The sequence below is a fragment of the Massilia sp. Mn16-1_5 genome (assembly GCF_004798585.1).
In the GTDB taxonomy this organism is placed as follows: domain Bacteria; phylum Pseudomonadota; class Gammaproteobacteria; order Burkholderiales; family Burkholderiaceae_D; genus Telluria.
Window position 1 is genome coordinate 148,654 of sequence record NZ_PPXQ01000015.1, and the last position, 16,152, is coordinate 164,805.

Consider the following 16,152-nt stretch of genomic DNA (forward strand, 5'->3'; position numbering starts at 1 on the left):
CAGGCATGGAGCTCCCCGGCCACGCGCACGCTGACGCGTTCTTCCTCGACACGCCCGACGGGCAGCGCTTCTGCCTGTACCACGCCCCAAGAGGCGAATGCCGCGGCGCGCTGGTCTACGTCCACCCCTTTGCCGAAGAGATGAACCGTTCGCGCCGCATGGCCGCGCTGGGCGCGCGCGCCCTGGCCGCGCAAGGTGTTGGCGTGCTGCTGCTCGACCTGCACGGCTGTGGCGACAGTGCAGGAGATTTCGGCGACGCCAGCTGGGACGGCTGGCTGCGCGATATCGCAGCTGGCCGCGCCTGGATCGAACAGCGCCTGGGACGCACGGCCGGTTTGATGGGCCTGCGCGTCGGCGCCCTGCTCGCGGTGGTGCACGCCCAGACCGCCGCCGTGCCGCCTGAACGCCTGCTGCTGTGGCAGCCGGTCACCAACGGGTCCGGCTACCTGAACGGCTTCCTGCGCCTGCGCCTGGCCGGCGAATTGCTGGCCGGCGGCAGCGACAGCGGCGGCACCGAACTCCTGCGCGAATCACTGGCCGCCGGCGAGTCGCTCGAGATCGCCGGCTACCTGCTCAACCCGCAACTGGCCGCCGGCCTGGACGCGGCCGATGCGCGCGCGCTCGGCCCCCGTTGTCCGATCAGCTGGTTCGAAGTCACGGCGACCGCCGGGCGCCCGCTGCCGCCGGCCGCCGTGCGCGTGGCCGATACCTGGAGATTGCAGGGCAGCCGGGTCGACGTGCAGACGGTGCAGGGCCCCCAGTTCTGGACCGCGCCGGAAACGGTCGACTGCCCCGCCCTGCTGGACGCCACGCTCGCCAGCCTGGAGAAAGCCGATGACTGAACGCGCCCTCGCTTTTGCCTGCCGCGGCGCCTGGCTGTACGGCATCCTGAGCCTGCCGCAGGCGAGCAGCGCCGCGCGCCGCGGCGTCCTGATCGTCGTCGGCGGCCCGCAATACCGCGCCGGCAGCCACCGCCAGTTCACCCTGCTCGCGCGCGACCTGGCCGCCGCCGGCATCCCCGCCATGCGCTTCGACTACCGCGGCATGGGCGACAGCGAAGGAGACCTGCAGACCTTCGAGAACGTCGACGCGGACCTGCGCGCCGCCATCGACCGCTTTATGGCCGAGGTGCCGGGCATGACCGAAGTGGTGCTGTGGGGCCTGTGCGACGGCGCCTCGGCCGCCGCGCTGTACGCGCCGCAGGATGCGCGCGTGGCCGGACTGGTGTTACTGAATCCCTGGGTGCGCACCGAGGAAGGCGCCGCGCGCGCCACCATCAAGCATTACTACAAGGACCGCCTGTTCGACCCGCGCCTGTGGAACAAGATCAAGAAGGGCGAGTTCGACGTCAAGGCCTCGGTCAGTTCGCTGTGGGACAACGTCGGTAAAGCCTTCAGTCCGAACCGCGGCGCCGGCGACAGCAACGACAGTGCGCCCCTGCCCGAACGCATGCACGGCGCGCTGACCGGTTTTCATGGCCGCGTGCTGGTCGTGCTGAGCGGCGCCGACCTGACGGCCCAGGAATTCGCCGATCTCTCCAGCCGCCCCGGCGCCTGGCAGCGATTGCTGGGCACGCCGCGTTTCACGCGCCAGCAGATCGACAAGGCCGACCACACCTTTTCCAGGCGGCCCTGGCAGGACCAGGTATCGAGCTGGACGCGCGACTGGCTGCGCAGCTGGTAAGCAAGACCTTGGGCTGCTGCTGCGCAGCGTCCGCTGGCGGGCGCCGACCTCGCTTGCATCTCTTCTCCACTCCCCTATCCTGAAAGTTCGTCAACGAACCAATGCGGAGGTAGGTGATGGACACCGTCGAACGCAGCGAGAAGGAGGTGTTGCAAGGCAGCCTGAGGGGGAGCGTGCTGCTGCCGCAGGATGCGGACTACGAGCAGGCCCGTAAAATCTGGAATGCGATGATCGACAAGCGCCCGGCCATGATCGTGCGCTGCGCCGGGGCGGCCGACGTGCGCACGGCCGTCGACTTCGCGCGCGAGCGCGGCCTGCCGCTGGCGGTGCGCGGCGGCGGCCACAACATCGCCGGCAGCGCCCTCGTCAACGACGGCCTGGTGATCGACTTGTCAGGCATGCGCTCGGTACAGGTGGCGCCGCACAAGCAGCGCGCCTGGGTCGAGGGCGGCGCGCTGCTGCGCGACGTCGACCATGAAACCCAGGCCTATGGCCTGGCCACGCCGCTCGGCATCAATTCGACCACCGGCGTCGGCGGCCTGACCCTCGGCGGCGGTTTCGGCTGGCTGACGCGCAAGCATGGCATGGCCGTCGACAACCTGGTATCAGCCGACATCGTCACCGCCGGCGGCGAGCGCCTGCACATCGACCGCGACCACCACCCCGACCTGTTCTGGGCCATCCGCGGCGGCGGCGGCAACTTCGGCGTGGTGACCACCTTCGAGTTCGCGCTGCACCAGGTCGGCCCGCTGGTGACCGCCGGCCTGATCGTGTTCCCGTTCGCCGAGGCGCGCTCCCTGCTGCGCAGCTACCGCGACTACGTCGAAGCGCTCGACGACAATATCTCGGTCTGGGCCGTGCTGCGCGGCGCGCCGCCGCTGCCCTTCCTGCCCGAATCCGTGCACGGCACCGGGATCGTGGCGCTCGCCTTCTTTTCGCCGCAGCCCGTGGACCAGGTGCAGGACGCGTTGGCCACCGTGCGCGGCTTCGGCACCCCGATCGGCGAACACGTGGGCGCCGTGCCCTACGCCGCCTGGCAGCAGGCCTTCGATCCGCTACTCGTGCCGCCGGCGCGCAATTACTGGAAGTCGCACAATTTCAATACCTTGTCCGATGCCGCCATCGACGTCGTGGTCGACTATGCTGGCAGGCTGCCGTCCACGCAAAGCGAGATTTTCCTGGGACTGATCGGCGGCGCGGCGAATACCCGCCCGCCCGACGAGACGGCCTACCCGCACCGCAAGGCGCTGTATGCGATGAACGTGCACACGCGCTGGGATACGCCAAGCGAGGATGCAAGCTGCCTGGCCTGGGCGCGCGAATTTTTTAAAGCGGCCGCGCCCCATGCGGCCGGCGGCGTGTACATCAATTTTCTCAACGAGGACGAGGTCGACCGCATCGCCGAAGCCTATGGTCCGAACTACGCGCGGCTCCGCCAGGTCAAGGCGCAGTACGATCCGCAAAACCTGTTCCGCGCGAACCAGAACATCCTGCCGGCCTGAGCTTCAGCCGCCCTACTGGGCGGCACCGACCGCGCAGCTGGTGAGCCAGTATGGACTTGCTGTCGTCGTAGCGTGTGGACAAATGGTTGCTGACTGAATTAGTATGGCGGTCTATCAGGACCGGGATATAGGCACATGAAACGCACCTATGAAATGGCACAGCTGCGGCGGCCGCCCAATCGTCTGACGCCAGCCGAATACGACCTTTATCAGCTCGAAGGCCGCACTTGGGAAGAAAAAGCTGAATTCCTTGGAGGTAATTCAACGACGGCGATCAGTTCGAACAATGATTTGCGCTCCCAGGCGCTCACCCGGGATAAGCTGATCGCGTACAGCATCCTGTACCTGCACCAATTCCCCTTCCCGGAAATCAAGGCGGTCGGGCATCCGGCCCGCGGTTTTCCCGGCGCCGCCGCGCTCAAATCCGTCAAGGAAGTATCGGCCTATCTCGAAACACAAGCCGAGTTCCCGCTGTTTATGAAGCCGATCGCCGGCAACGCCGGCGCCGGTTCGATTTGGGTGGACGGCTATGCCGATGGGATGCTACTGCTGCGCAACGGGAATACAATTCCTGTCGCCCAATACTTCGAACGCTGGCTCTGTCTCGAGGGGATCGTGCTGCAAGCCGTGGCGCATCCGCACCCGGAGATCGCCGCGCGCTTCGGCCCCCGCCTGGCAACGGCACGGATCGTCGTATTGGTGACCGAGGACGGGCCCCTTGTCCATCGCGCCGCACTGCGTATCCCCGCCGGCAAGAACATGGTCGACAATTTCCAGCATGGGGCATCGGGCAACCTGCTCGGCGCCATCGAGATCGACACCGGCATTGTCTCGAACGTGATCGGCAAGAACAAGACCCGGCTCGACACCATCGCCACGCATCCGGACACCGGCGAGCAGATCATCGGATTCGCCTTGCCCGATTGGGAGCGGGCGAAGGACATGTGCATTCGCGCGGCCCCGCTGTTCCCGGGCATTAAATACCAGTCCTGGGACATCGCGTTTACGGAGCAAGGTCCGCAAACCATCGAGGTTAATTCCGGTGGCGACGTCGACGTGCTGCAGCTCGCATCCGGGCGGGGCGTCGCCGATGCGACCTGGTGGAAGGTGTTTCGGGAACCGCCTCCCCGCAGTCTATTGCACCGCTGGTTCGCCCGCAGCGGTCCCTGGAGCCAGCGTCCCTGATTGGCGCGCTGCGCCAAGACAGCGCTTGAATTCGTCGAAGGCACCGTAGGCGCGTTGCTTGCCTCGCTCACTTTCACAGAGGCCGGGTGCCGGCGCGCCCGCGTTGCGCTGTGGCGCATCGTCGCGCCAGCGCAAATCCAGGCGTGCCGGATCCGCGAACAGGCTGCGCTGCGGATGGCGTCCCAGGTAGAGCCAGGGGATCGCGGTCGACAGATTGTCCTCGCCGCGCAGCACGCCACCCTCGTCTGCGCGCAGGGGGCCATCGACCAGGTTGCCCGCGAGCGTAGCGCTGCTGGTCGGGAAGCGCACCTGCACCCCGGCCGTGTCGAGCACCGTATTGTCGACCAGTTGCGTGCCGGACGCGCTGTTCAGATAAATGCCGACGTCGGAACAGCCGGCCACCAGGTTGGCGCGCATGCTGCCGCCCGCGTGCTCGGTGATGCAGCGCGCGTCGCGGCAGTAGCGCTTGCCGGTGCCGCCGCCGCCAAAGGAAAGGCCGATGCGCTGTCCCGGCTGCCCGCTGAGCGCCGCTTCGCACAACACCATGTTGCGCTCGAAGACGGTGCGTTCGGCGGCGCCCTTGGCGAATGCGCCATAGCTGATGCGGTCGCCCCAGGCCTTGACGAAATCGTGGATCAGGTTGGCACGAATGGTCCAGTCGCTTGCGGCGACCAGGTCGATCGGCGTGACCGGACGCGACGTTTTGCGGGGCGCCGTATTGGCCAGGGTGTTTGCTTCGATCAGGCCATGGTCGGGAAAGCCGGAGCGGTTGCCATTGATTTTAAAATGGGCATTGAAATCGCTGATCGTGTTGTTGCGGGCAACGAAGTGATGGGCGCCGCCGACCACGTGGAAGGCGTGGTTGCAGTAGTCGTCGTGGCGGCAGGCGCCGCGCAGGCCCAGGTTCTCGAAACGCCACCAGGGCGCCGTCACCGTAAAACCTTCGTTGGCCTGGACTGCAATGGTCACCGTGCCGGGACGCGCCGCACGCACGACGATCGGCGCCGCGGCGCTGCCCGGCCGGCTTGCATACACGGTACTGCGCAATACGTAATCGCCCGGCAGGAACGTGATGACCTCGCCCGGCACGGCTTCGGCCATCGCGCGCCGCGCTTCGTCGATCGAGCCGACCAGGCGTTCGCGCCCGCTTGGTGCCGCCGGGCCTTCCGGCTGCGCGCCCAGGATCAGCGGCGGTGGCGCATATGGGGCCGCTTTGCCGCGGTCGAGCGCGAGCAAGGTGGACGAGGCGACGCGGCCCGCGTCTTCGATGTAAGCGTTATGGCCACTGGTGCGCTTGAGCAGGTAGGGCGCCAGCGCGCGCGGCGTGGCGCCTTTCGACTGCAGGTAAACCAGACCAGCCCCGGCGCCGGCCAGCGCCAGCAGGAGCGGCGCGGCCAGCACCGCGATCCACTTCATGCCGCGGTCTTGATGTTGTGACGGCTCATCAGGTCGTACATGGTCGGGCGGCTGATGCCGAGGATTTCGGAGGCCTTGACGATGTTGCCGTCCACCCGCGCCAGCGCCTTCACGATGGCTTTGTATTCGGCCTCGTCGCGCACCTGGCGCAGGTTGATCGGCTCTTCTTCAAGGCCTTCGCCCGGCAGGCCGAGGTCGTCGGCCACGATCGTGTTCCCGTCGGCCATGATCACGGCGCGTTTAATATAATTTTCCATCTCGCGCACATTGCCCGGCCATGGATAGGCTTCGATGGCGGCGATCGCATCGGGGGCGAAGTGCAGCGCCGAACGGCCTTCGGCGGCGCAGAACTTGTTTTTAAAGTGGTGAGCCAGCAGGGCGGCGTCGCCCTCTCGCTCGCGCAGCGGCGGGATCGTCACTACGATCTCGGACAGGCGGTAATACAAGTCTTCGCGGAAGCGTCCTTGCGCACATAACTCTTTCAATTTCTGGTGCGTCGCGCAGACGATGCGCACGTCGACCGGAATCTCTTCGTGGCCGCCGATACGCTCGATCACGCGCTCCTGCAGGAAACGCAGCAGCTTGGCCTGCAGCGGCATCGGCAGGTCTCCCACTTCGTCGAGGAAGAAGGTGCCGCCGTGGGCCAGTTCGACCTTACCCTTGGTCTGCTTGGCCGCGCCCGTGAACGCGCCCTTCTCGTAGCCGAAGAGTTCCGATTCCAGCAGGTTCTCGGGAATCGCCGCGCAGTTGATCGCCATGAAGCGCTCTTTCGAACGCGGGCTCAATGCGTGCACGGCGCGCGCCAGCACTTCTTTGCCGGTGCCGGATTCGCCCAGCAGCATCACGGAGGCCGAGGTCGGCGCGACCTTTTCGACGTTGCGGCAGATCTTGAGCATGCTCGGCGCACGCGAAATCACGCCGGCCATCGGCGAATCGGCTTGCTCCCGCTGCATGCGGCGGTTTTCCTGCTGCAGCTCGTGCAGGAAGAAGGCGCGCTGGATCACCAGGTTCAGCACTTCGGGGTCGCAGGGCTTCTGGTGAAAATCGTAGGCGCCCATGCCGATCGCTTTCACGGCGTTGGAATGGTCCTGGTTGCCCGTCAGGACGATGACGCGCGTGTCCGGCGCCAGCGCCAGGATCTGCTGCAAGGTGGCGAGGCCCTCGGTCGAGCCGTCCGGGTCGGGGGGCAGGCCCAGGTCCATGGTCACCACCGCCGGTTCGTGGCGGCGGATCTGCGCCAGGGCCGCTTCGCGGTCGCCGGCGACGGCCACGTCATACGCGTCCAGGCTCCATTTGAGCTGCTTTTGCAGGCCCGGGTCGTCTTCGATGATCAGGAGTTTCGGTTTGTTCTGGGTCACAGTGCTAAATCCTCGGTCAGGCTGCGCGGTCGACGAGCAGCGCATCCTGCCGGTACAGGGGCAGGATGACTTTAAAAGTGGTGCCGAGCGCCGGCTTGCTGACAACGTCCAGCCGCCCGCCCAGCTCATTGATGTATTCGCGGCTTTCGAACACGCCGATACCCATGCCGGCCGACTTGGTCGACTCGAAAGGCTTGAACAGGCGCTCGCGGATGAACTCTTCGCTCATCCCTTCGCCGGTATCGGTGATCTCGATGCGCACCGTCTCGCCCTCCTGCAGCAGGGCGATGGTGACGCTGCCGTCTTTCGGCGTGGCCTCGATCGCGTTCTGGATCAGGTGGCCCACCACCCGCTCGAGGCGTTCGCGGTCGGCCCGCACGCGCAGGCCGGTATCGCGCACGTCCAGGCGCGGGCGCGGCTCGAAGGCCGCCTTGTTGGCCACCGCCTGGCGCACCACCTGGTCCACGGCGAGCGGCACCGGCTTTTCCTCGACGTCGATGCGCGAGAGCTTTTGCAGCATCAGGCGCATCTTCTGCACGGACAAGGACACCGTTTCCAGCATGTCGGCCTGGAACTCGGGGTTGTGCTTGTGCTTTTCGGCGTTGGCGTTCATCAGCGACAGCTGCGAGACCAGGTTCTTCAGGTCGTGCACCACGAAGGTGGACATGCGATTGAAGGACTCGAACTGGCGCGCCACCATCAGTTCGTTGGCCGCGTTCTGCTGCGCCAGGTAGCTGGCGGCCTGGCTGCCGGCGATCTCGAGCAGGTCCAGCACTTCCCAGTTCAGTTTGACGCGGCTGCGCGCAGTCTGCAGCACGACGAAGCCGAACAGTTCGGTGCCCATCATCAGCGGCACCACCAGCCAGCCGCGCGGCCAGGCGCGCAGCCACTCGGGCAATTGCAGGCCCTCGTACTTGTCCGGGTCGTCCGCGTATTCGTCGAGGTCGATCACCCACTGGGTCGATTCGAGGAAGCGGCACAGGGCCGAGTCGGCGGGTTCGACGACATCCGGCAGCGGCACCTCCCAGCCGGCGGCGGGTTCGAAGCGGCCGCCGCCGTTTGTCCCATCCCTGCGCAGCCAGAGCCCGCCGCCCGGGCTTTCGACGAGGGCGGCCACCGCTTGCACGGTGCGCTCGCCCAGGTTCGGACCGGCCGCCGACAGGGTGCGCGTAAAACGCATCCATTCTTCGCGATAGTCGTAGCCGTAGCTGTAGAAATGCTTGGAAATGAAGACCTTCAGCCAGGCGCGGAAGGTGCCCGAGAACAGGATCCCGGCCAGCAGCAGCAGCGCGCCGAACAGGAAGGTCACCTGCATCACCGTGCCCCAGCTGCCGCCGAAATAGCGCAGGTAGTAGCCGGCCGAACCCATCGCCAGCAGGTAGATGGCGGAACCGAACAGCGCGGCCGAATGGAACATCGCGCGGCGCGACACGGCCAGCGGCGAGCGCCAGGACTTCGCGCGCCGCATCGACAGCGCCAGCAGCGGCACCGTCAGCAGGTTGACGACCCCGCGCGCGGCCCAGATGTCCGGATCGACTTCGCGGAACAGCATCGCGTGGCTGTACAAATAAAAATCGTAGGCGAACATGCCGCCGATGCCGAGGCAGGCAAACTTGATGGCCCAGCGTTCCTGGGTCGTCTTGTTGCGGTAGGCCTGTTCCACCAGCAGCATGCCGCCGACGGCCTGCACCACGCGCACCGTCACCGGCAGCACGCTGTTGCCCAGTGACAGGTCCCAGTAGCCGAGGATGGCGGCGCCCAGCGCGACCAGGTAGCAGACGGCGGCTGCGAACAGGGTCGGCCGCAGCTTGAAGGGCAGGCGGCTGCCGGCCTGGCGCCAGTCGCCCAGCAGCACGACGAGGAACAGCGACCAGACGGCGTTGCGCGCCACTTCGAAGCCATCGGACAGGTCGGTCCACATCAGCAAGTCAAGGGCGGCCCAGGCCAGCGAGGCGGCCCAGAAGCTCGAGATCAGGCAGGCGGCGACCAGCAGCGGCACGCCCAGCAGCAGGAAGCCGAGGGCCGCGAGGCCGTAGCTGTAGGTGGCGATACTGGTGAGAGAGACACTATCCATGTGCAAAAGCCGGGCGCGGGGCCCGGCAGATAACATTATCGCAAGCGCCGGCGTCGATTAGCGGCCACTGCGGAACAACACGACTTTTAGGGTATTGATCAGCACGAGGAAATCGAGGAACAGGCTGTTGTTCTTGACGTAGTAGAGGTCGTACTGCAGCTTTTGCAGCGCATCCTCGGCCGAGGAACCGTAGCCGTAGCGCACTTGCGCCCAGCCGGTGATGCCCGGCTTGATGCTGTGGCGGACATTGTAGTACGGGACCACTTCGATCAGCTGCTCGACGAAGTAGGGACGCTCCGGACGCGGGCCGACGAAGGACATGTCGCCCTTGAACACGTTCAGGATCTGGGGCAGCTCGTCGATCCGGGTCTTGCGCATGAAGTTGCCGACGCGGGTGACGCGCGGGTCGTTCTGCGCCGCCCATTGCGGCTTGCCGCTCTTTTCGGCGTCGGCGCGCATGCTGCGGAATTTATGGACGAAGAAGCTCTTGCCATCCTTGCCCACCCGTTCCTGCGAATAGAAGACCGGACCGCGGTCTTCCAGCCACACGGCCAGCGCGGCCAGCAGCATCAGCGGGAAGGTCAGCGCCAGGATCAGGATGCTGCAGACCAGGTCGAAGGTGCGCTTCATGAAGATGCGGACGAAACTCTGGTCGAAGCCGCCGCCGAAGACGAGCCAGCTCGGTTGCAGCGAATCGACCCGGATCTGGCAGGTTTCGCGTTCGAAGAAGGTGGCGGCGTCGGTGACCTTGAAACCTTGCAGCTTGCAGTCGAGCAGTTCCTTGATCGGGAAGCCGCCGCGGCGGTTCTGGACCGAGACCACGATTTCCGACACGTTGTATTGGCGCGCCAGTTTCACCAGCGACTCGCCGTCGCGCATCTTGAGCAGGTTCGACTGGCTCACGCAGAGTTCCTCGCCCGGGGCGGGAATGAAGCCGGCGATGTCGTAGCGGTGGTAGCGGTTGGCGCGCTCGGCCAGTTCGCTGCATTCCTTGGCCAGGGCTCCGCCCCCCAGAAACATGATGCGCGACTGCAGGAAGCGCGCCTCGGAGGTTTTAAAGAAGATCATGCGCGCGACAAAGATGCCGACCGCCGACAGCGCGAATACCAGCAGCAGGATGCTGCGGCCAAACGACAGTTCGGGCGCGACGTAGAACACCAGGGTCAGGATCAGGAAGCCCATCACGAAGGACGGCATCAGTTTCATGAGGAAGGGATGGCGCAGGCCTTCCTCGAAATCGAGCTGGTACATACCCATCGCGCTCATGCTGAACACGATCGCCAGTGCGAAGGCGACGGCCGAGGTGAAGAAATGGTCGAGCGACGGCACCGTCACCGTGGTGCCGATGTCCATGTAGCGCAATGCCGCGCCCGCGTAGGCGGCGCCGAGCAGTACCAGCACTTCCACGACAAGCAGGACGGATACGATCTTCGACACGTAATGGTTAGAAATCCTGAACACGTCAGCCTCCTGATTCTTTTTACTTACTTAGCTGCTACATCCGAAACGACCTTGGACATGGGTGTCCCATGTGCCCCTTGCAGGTCGTCGACATACCAATCCATGGCCTGGCGCAGGCCTTCGCCGATCCGGTGCGTGGGCGCATAGCCCAGCAGCGTGGCGGCCTTGCCGATGTCGGCTTGCGAGTGGCGCACGTCGCCACGGCGGAAGTCGACGTAGTGCGGCTGGTGCGCGTCCACATGCGGGAAGCGCGCGCGCAGCAGCTCGCGCATCATCGCGTACAGCCCGTTCAGGCTCGTTCTCTCGTTGAGCGCGACGTTGTAGACCTGGTTCACGGCTTCCTGGGAAGCCATGGCTGCCAGCAGGTTCGCCTGCACGACGTTGTCGATGTAGCAGAAGTCGCGGCTGGTCTCACCGTCGCCGTTGATGCGCAGTTCCTGATTGCGGATCAGCGCGGCCACCCATTGCGGGATCACGGCGGCGTAGGCGCCGTTCGGATCCTGGCGCGGGCCGAACACGTTGAAGTAGCGCAGGCCGATCGTTTCCATGCCGTAGGTGCGGCCGAACACGTTCGCGTACAGCTCGTTGACGTACTTCGTCACGGCGTAGGGCGACAGCGGGTTGCCGATCACGTGCTCGACTTTTGGCAGGTCCGGGTGGTCGCCATAGGTCGAGCTCGAGGCGGCGTAGACGAAGCGGCGGACCTTGGCATCGCGCGCGGCAATCAACATGTTGAGGAAGCCGGTGACGTTGACCTCGTTGGTCGTGGCCGGATCGTCGATCGAGCGCGACACGGAGCCGAGCGCGGCCTGGTGCAGGACGAAATCGACGCCATCGCAGGCGCGGGCGCAATCGGCCGGGTTGCGGATATCGCCTTCGATGAAATTAAATTTCATCCAAGCCTCTTCCGTGACAGATTCTTTCACCTGCTCCAGGTTGTGACGATGTCCGGTCGCGAAATTGTCGAGCCCGGTGACCCGCTGGCCGAGCTTGAGCAAGGCCTCGACCAGGTTCGAGCCGATGAAGCCGGCCGCGCCGGTGACCAGCCAGTGATGGCTTTGCTGGCCCAGCTGCTGCCTAACGTCTTGAATCTTATTCACAGTTTCAGAACACTTTCTCATTAATGCACGCCGCGGTTCGGACAGTGCACAACGCACGAAGCCGCCGCGTTCAGGCGGCGGCTTGTCCCGCACATTGACTTACAGGCGCCAGACGCAGTAGCCCGCCTCGCGGATGGCCTTTTCGTCGAATTGCGACTTGACGTCGATGAAGCAGCCGCCGTTGTTCAGCTTGCCCTGGAAGTCGGTCAGCGACATCGCCAACACTTCCTTGTGCGGCACGGCGGCAATCAGGGCGTCCGCCTTCGGCAGCGCGTCCCAGGAGCTTTCCAGCTTGATGCCGTACTCGTGCTGGGCTTCCTCGGCGTCGGCCAGCGGATCCCAGACGTGCACGTCGACGCCGTAGCTTTGCAGTTCGTGGACGATATCCGCCACTTTCGAATTGCGCAGGTCCGGGCAGTTTTCTTTAAAGGTCAGGCCGATCACGTTGACTTTCGCACCCTTCACCTGGAAGCCCGAGGAAATCATCGATTTCACGGTCTTCTCGGCAACGAACTTGGCCATGCCGTCGTTGATGCGGCGGCCCGCCAGGATCACCTGCGGGTGGTAGCCGACCATCTCGGCTTTATGCGTCAGGTAGTACGGATCGACGCCGATGCAGTGGCCGCCGACCAGGCCCGGACGGAACGGTAAAAAGTTCCACTTGGTGCCGGCCGCCTTCAGCACTTCCAGCGTATCGATGCCGATCTTGTCGAAGATGATCGCCAGTTCGTTCATCAGGGCGATGTTCAGGTCGCGCTGGGTGTTTTCGATGACTTTCGCCGCTTCGGCCACCTTGATGCTCGACGCGCGGTGCACGCCGGCGGTAATCACGGTTTCGTACAGCTGGGCGACGCTTTCCAGGGTCTCGGCGTCGTCGCCGGAAACGACCTTCAGGATCGTCGTCAGCGTGTGTTCCTTGTCGCCCGGGTTGATACGCTCAGGCGAGAAGCCGACGTGGAAGCCCTCTTTCCACTTCGTGCCCGAATGCTTTTCCAGCAGCGGGATGCAGACTTCTTCGGTCGCGCCCGGATACACGGTCGATTCGAAGATGACGATGGCGCCCTTTTTGAGGTTTTTACCGACCGTGGTGCTGGCACCGATCAGTGGCGTGAAATCCGGGTTGTGGGCGATGTCGACCGGGGTCGGCACGGCCACGACGACGTAGTCCGCCTGCGCCAGCAGGCTTGCATCCGTGGTGACTTCCAGCTGGCGCGCGGCCTGCAGCTGCTCGGTCGAGACTTCGCCGGTCGGATCGATGAATTTTTTGTAGTTTTCGATTTTCGACGCCGACAGGTCGAAACCAATCGTCCGTACTTTCTTGCCGAATTCCACTGCCAGCGGTAACCCGACGTAACCCAGTCCTACTACCGCGACGACCTGATCTGCTTTCATTATCAGCTTCCGTTATCGAATAAAATTTTGCAATTATGCCAATATTTAATATAGCATGGGAACTAGATTTGCCTCAACCGAGCATCCTAGTTTGTACGCCATCAACAACAGGGATGCAGGAATGATGTTGTATTTGCATCCACCCGTGTTCGTTGTTTTTTGGTGCTCTGCCGTGATCGGGCTGGCCGGCGCCCGCCTATTCAGGGAGCATGAACCGCTGCCGACAGGGGAGCAAGCCTTGGCGCCCGCATGACACTGTGCAATATAGCATTTTCTGTCTGACAAGTTCCGTTAGAAAATGAATCGTGCGCGCCGCACACATTTGAAACGCCTTCGACGGAAAATGTTGTCGATCGATTACAATCTCGCGCGACCCACCATGTATCGGAACCAACACCGATGCCACAGCCGGAGCAGCGCTTGAACGACCTTACATTCTCCTACCTCGACAATGACGACCCCGGCAACGATGCGCTGGACGCCTTCGTGCGTGCGCATTCGGAAGGCAATGCCTATCAGCTGGCGGCCTGGCGCCGCGCCGTCGCCACCGCTTACGGCTATGCGGGCAAGGTGCTGGTCGCAAGGCAAGGCGGAGAACTCGCCGGCATGCTGCCGCTGTGCGCCGTCGCCCGTCCCTTGTCGCGTCCGCGCTGGATCTCTCTGCCCTTCTGCGACCTGGGCGGACCACTGGCCGTCTCGCCCGAGGCCGCCGACGCGCTGGCGGCACGCGCCCGCCGCGATGCCGGCCCGCAAGGTGCGACCGGCCTGGAACTGCGCTGCTCGGCAGCAGGCACGGAAGAAGACAGTGCTTTGGAGGGCCGCAAGGTGCGCATGCTGCTCGGCCTGCCCGACAGCGCGGCGGCGCTGATGCAGTCCTATCCTCCCAAACTGCGCAGCCAGGTGCGCAAGGCGGAAAAGAACGGGCTGACCTCGGAGGTGGTCACCGGTTTCGAGGCGGTAGGCGCCTTTTATGACGTCTACAGCCGCAACATGCGGCGCCTGGGCAGTCCGCCACACAGCCGGGCCTGGTTCGACGCGATCCACCGCCACTACAGCGCCGGCGGCGACATGTTCCTGGTCCTGGTGCGCCACGAGGGCAAGGCGGTCGGCGCCGGCTGGGTGCTGCGCTGTGGCGACAAGGCGGTCATTCCCTGGGCCTCGACCCTGGCCGACTACAACTCGCTGGCACCGAACATGCTGCTGTACTGGGCGATCCAGTCGCACCTGTGCGGGATCGGGGTGCGCCAGTTCGACTTCGGCCGCTCGACCTTCGGCGAAGGCACCTATAAATTCAAGAAACAGTGGGGCGCGCAGCCGGTGGCGCTCGACTGGAAGGAATGGGATGCGCAAGGGGTGGCGGCGATCGCTGCTCCGGCGGCGCAAGGCGGCGCCTCGTCCCTGCGTCCGCTGATCGAAAGCGCCTGGCAGAAATTGCCGCTGGGCGTGGCGAACAGCCTGGGCGGGCGCCTGCGGCGCTACATCACACTGTAATGCGCATGTGGCGCAGTCGACCGCGACAAGGATAAACAAGGCAGGAAACAGGTTCGTACTAGCTTAGTACGAATGGCGCGGCTGGCTGGGATCGAACCAGCGACCCTTGGCTTCGGAGGCCAATACTCTATCCACTGAGCTACAGCCGCACGGGGGACGCGTCAGGCATCGGTAAGAAACGCCTGAGCGATGCGAAGGATACAGTCTTTCGCGCCCCCCGTCCATGGAAAGTAGAAGTTGCAACCGAGTCATGTGCCATGGGGCATCTTTTGAGACTATAATCGCCGATTGGCGGACCTTTCCAAAAAGTCATGCAGGAAGAACAAACGCCGGGTAGCAGGTTTTTTTAATCGTATTAAGGAAATCATGAGCGACGCACACAATGAACAATCGTTTATCCGGACGCCCAAGCAACTCATCGGGGTGGTCGCAGGCTTCTTCCTGGTAATCGTCATCGGCATCATCCTGCTTGTCTCCTTCGTCACCAACGACAAACTCGAAGGGGCCGGCACCAACAGCCTCGGTCCGGAAGCGGTGGCCCAGCGCCTGCGCCCGGTGGCCGAAGAAGGTTTTACTTTGCGCGACGCCAACGCGCCGAAAGTCCTGCAAGCCGGTAATGCCGTGTACACGGCCGTGTGCGCGGCCTGCCACGCCAGCGGCGCCGCGGGTGCGCCGAAGATCGGCGTCGCCGGCGACTGGACTGCGCGCCTGGCGCAGGGTTACGACACGCTGGCGAAACACGCGATCGAGGGTATCCGCGCGATGCCGGCCAAGGGCGGCAATCCCGACCTGGACAACGTCGAAGTCGAGCGCGCGGTGGTCTACATGGCCAACCAGAGCGGCGCCAAGTTCAAGGAGCCGGCCGTTCCTGCAGCCGCCCCTGCCGCTGCCGCACCTGCCGCCGGCACCGAAACCGGCGCCGCGCCCGCCGCTGCGAATGCCGCCACGGCGGCGCCGGTCGCCGGCACGGCCAGCGCCACCCCGGCCGCTGCTCCTAACGCTGCAGCGGCACCTGCCGCTGCTGCACCGGCTGCGCCTGCCGCTGCCGCTGCCGCGCCGGCCGTCGCCAATGCCGACGCCGGCAAGGCCCTGTACAACAGCGCCTGCGTCGCCTGCCACGGTGCCGGCATCGCCGGCGCACCGAAGCTCGCCGACAAGGCGGCCTGGGCGCCACGCATCAAGCAAGGCAATGCCGTGCTGTACGAGCACGCGCTCAAGGGTTTCCAGGGCAAGGCTGGCGTCATGCCACCGAAGGGTGGCTCGACCGCACCGGATGCCGATGTCAAGGCCGCCGTCGACTTCATGGTGGCGTCCTCGCGTTGAGCTTATGCAATAAGCAGCACCGGAAACCGCCCCTGAGGGCTAATGCCAGTCACTTAAGGCATTGATCTCTGCGCCGCAAGAGCTAAAACGGATTCATGTTCAATCATGAATCCGTTTTTTATTATGGCTCTTCAACTTAACTTGGACTATGCGGCCGAGCTGGCGCC

At 64.8% G+C, this 16,152-nt stretch carries 12 protein-coding genes and 1 tRNA gene; 6 read left to right on the top strand and 7 right to left on the bottom strand.

The window, feature by feature from the left end:
• Positions 1-5 precede the first annotated feature (5 nt).
• The 4 genes from C2862_RS18515 to C2862_RS18530 all read left to right on the top strand — a co-directional run bounded on the left by C2862_RS18515 (position 6) and on the right by C2862_RS18530 (position 4,370).
• Positions 6-842, top strand: a complete 837-nt coding sequence (locus tag C2862_RS18515) for a hydrolase 2, exosortase A system-associated (protein ID WP_136221603.1) — start codon at positions 6-8, stop codon at positions 840-842.
• Complete coding sequence (locus C2862_RS18520; protein WP_136221604.1) at positions 835-1,683, top strand: hydrolase 1, exosortase A system-associated; 849 nt, start codon at positions 835-837, stop codon at positions 1,681-1,683. Before C2862_RS18515 ends, C2862_RS18520 begins: the two co-directional genes overlap by 8 nt.
• Before the next feature lie 116 nt (positions 1,684-1,799).
• Entirely contained in the window at positions 1,800-3,185 is a 1,386-nt protein-coding gene (locus C2862_RS18525) for an FAD-binding oxidoreductase (protein WP_136221605.1), read from the top strand.
• A gap of 135 nt (positions 3,186-3,320) precedes the next feature.
• The gene (locus tag C2862_RS18530; protein ID WP_136221606.1) at positions 3,321-4,370 is read left to right on the top strand and encodes a sugar-transfer associated ATP-grasp domain-containing protein; all 1,050 of its coding nucleotides are present in this window, start codon (positions 3,321-3,323) and stop codon (positions 4,368-4,370) included.
• On the opposite strand, the gene C2862_RS18535 is transcribed toward C2862_RS18530, so the two are convergent.
• The 6 genes from C2862_RS18535 to C2862_RS18560 form a co-directional block, all read right to left on the bottom strand.
• Positions 4,320-5,786, bottom strand: coding sequence for a right-handed parallel beta-helix repeat-containing protein (locus C2862_RS18535; RefSeq protein ID WP_210736058.1), 1,467 nt, complete (start codon positions 5,784-5,786; stop codon positions 4,320-4,322). The two genes, C2862_RS18530 and C2862_RS18535, sit on opposite strands and share 51 nt — an antisense overlap.
• Positions 5,783-7,144, bottom strand: a complete 1,362-nt coding sequence (gene prsR, locus C2862_RS18540; protein ID WP_136221607.1) for a PEP-CTERM-box response regulator transcription factor — start codon at positions 7,142-7,144, stop codon at positions 5,783-5,785. The genes C2862_RS18535 and prsR overlap by 4 nt, the downstream gene beginning before the upstream one ends.
• Before the next feature lie 16 nt (positions 7,145-7,160).
• Positions 7,161-9,218, bottom strand: a complete 2,058-nt coding sequence (gene prsK, locus C2862_RS18545; RefSeq protein ID WP_136221608.1) for an XrtA/PEP-CTERM system histidine kinase PrsK — start codon at positions 9,216-9,218, stop codon at positions 7,161-7,163.
• Positions 9,219-9,275: 57 nt separating this feature from the next.
• The gene (locus tag C2862_RS18550) at positions 9,276-10,679 is read right to left on the bottom strand and encodes a TIGR03013 family XrtA/PEP-CTERM system glycosyltransferase (protein ID WP_136221609.1); all 1,404 of its coding nucleotides are present in this window, start codon (positions 10,677-10,679) and stop codon (positions 9,276-9,278) included.
• 23 nt (positions 10,680-10,702) lie between these two features.
• Positions 10,703-11,779: an SDR family oxidoreductase gene (locus C2862_RS18555; protein WP_229467507.1), complete on the bottom strand. Its 1,077-nt coding sequence runs from the start codon at positions 11,777-11,779 to the stop codon at positions 10,703-10,705.
• A 99-nt stretch (positions 11,780-11,878) separates the two neighbouring features.
• Positions 11,879-13,171 carry a nucleotide sugar dehydrogenase gene (locus tag C2862_RS18560; protein ID WP_136221611.1) on the bottom strand — a complete coding sequence of 431 codons (1,293 nt, stop codon included), beginning with the start codon at positions 13,169-13,171 and terminating at the stop codon, positions 11,879-11,881.
• 420 nt (positions 13,172-13,591) lie between these two features.
• On the opposite strand from C2862_RS18560, the gene C2862_RS18565 reads away from it, so the two are divergent.
• Positions 13,592-14,662, top strand: coding sequence for a GNAT family N-acetyltransferase (locus C2862_RS18565; RefSeq protein ID WP_168710107.1), 1,071 nt, complete (start codon positions 13,592-13,594; stop codon positions 14,660-14,662).
• A 73-nt stretch (positions 14,663-14,735) separates the two neighbouring features.
• Here C2862_RS18565 and C2862_RS18570 read toward each other — a convergent pair.
• Positions 14,736-14,811, bottom strand: a tRNA-Arg gene (locus C2862_RS18570).
• A gap of 217 nt (positions 14,812-15,028) precedes the next feature.
• Between C2862_RS18570 and C2862_RS18575 the strand changes: the two genes are divergently transcribed.
• Positions 15,029-15,985, top strand: coding sequence for a cytochrome c5 family protein (locus tag C2862_RS18575; protein ID WP_136221613.1), 957 nt, complete (start codon positions 15,029-15,031; stop codon positions 15,983-15,985).
• Positions 15,986-16,152 lie beyond the last annotated feature (167 nt).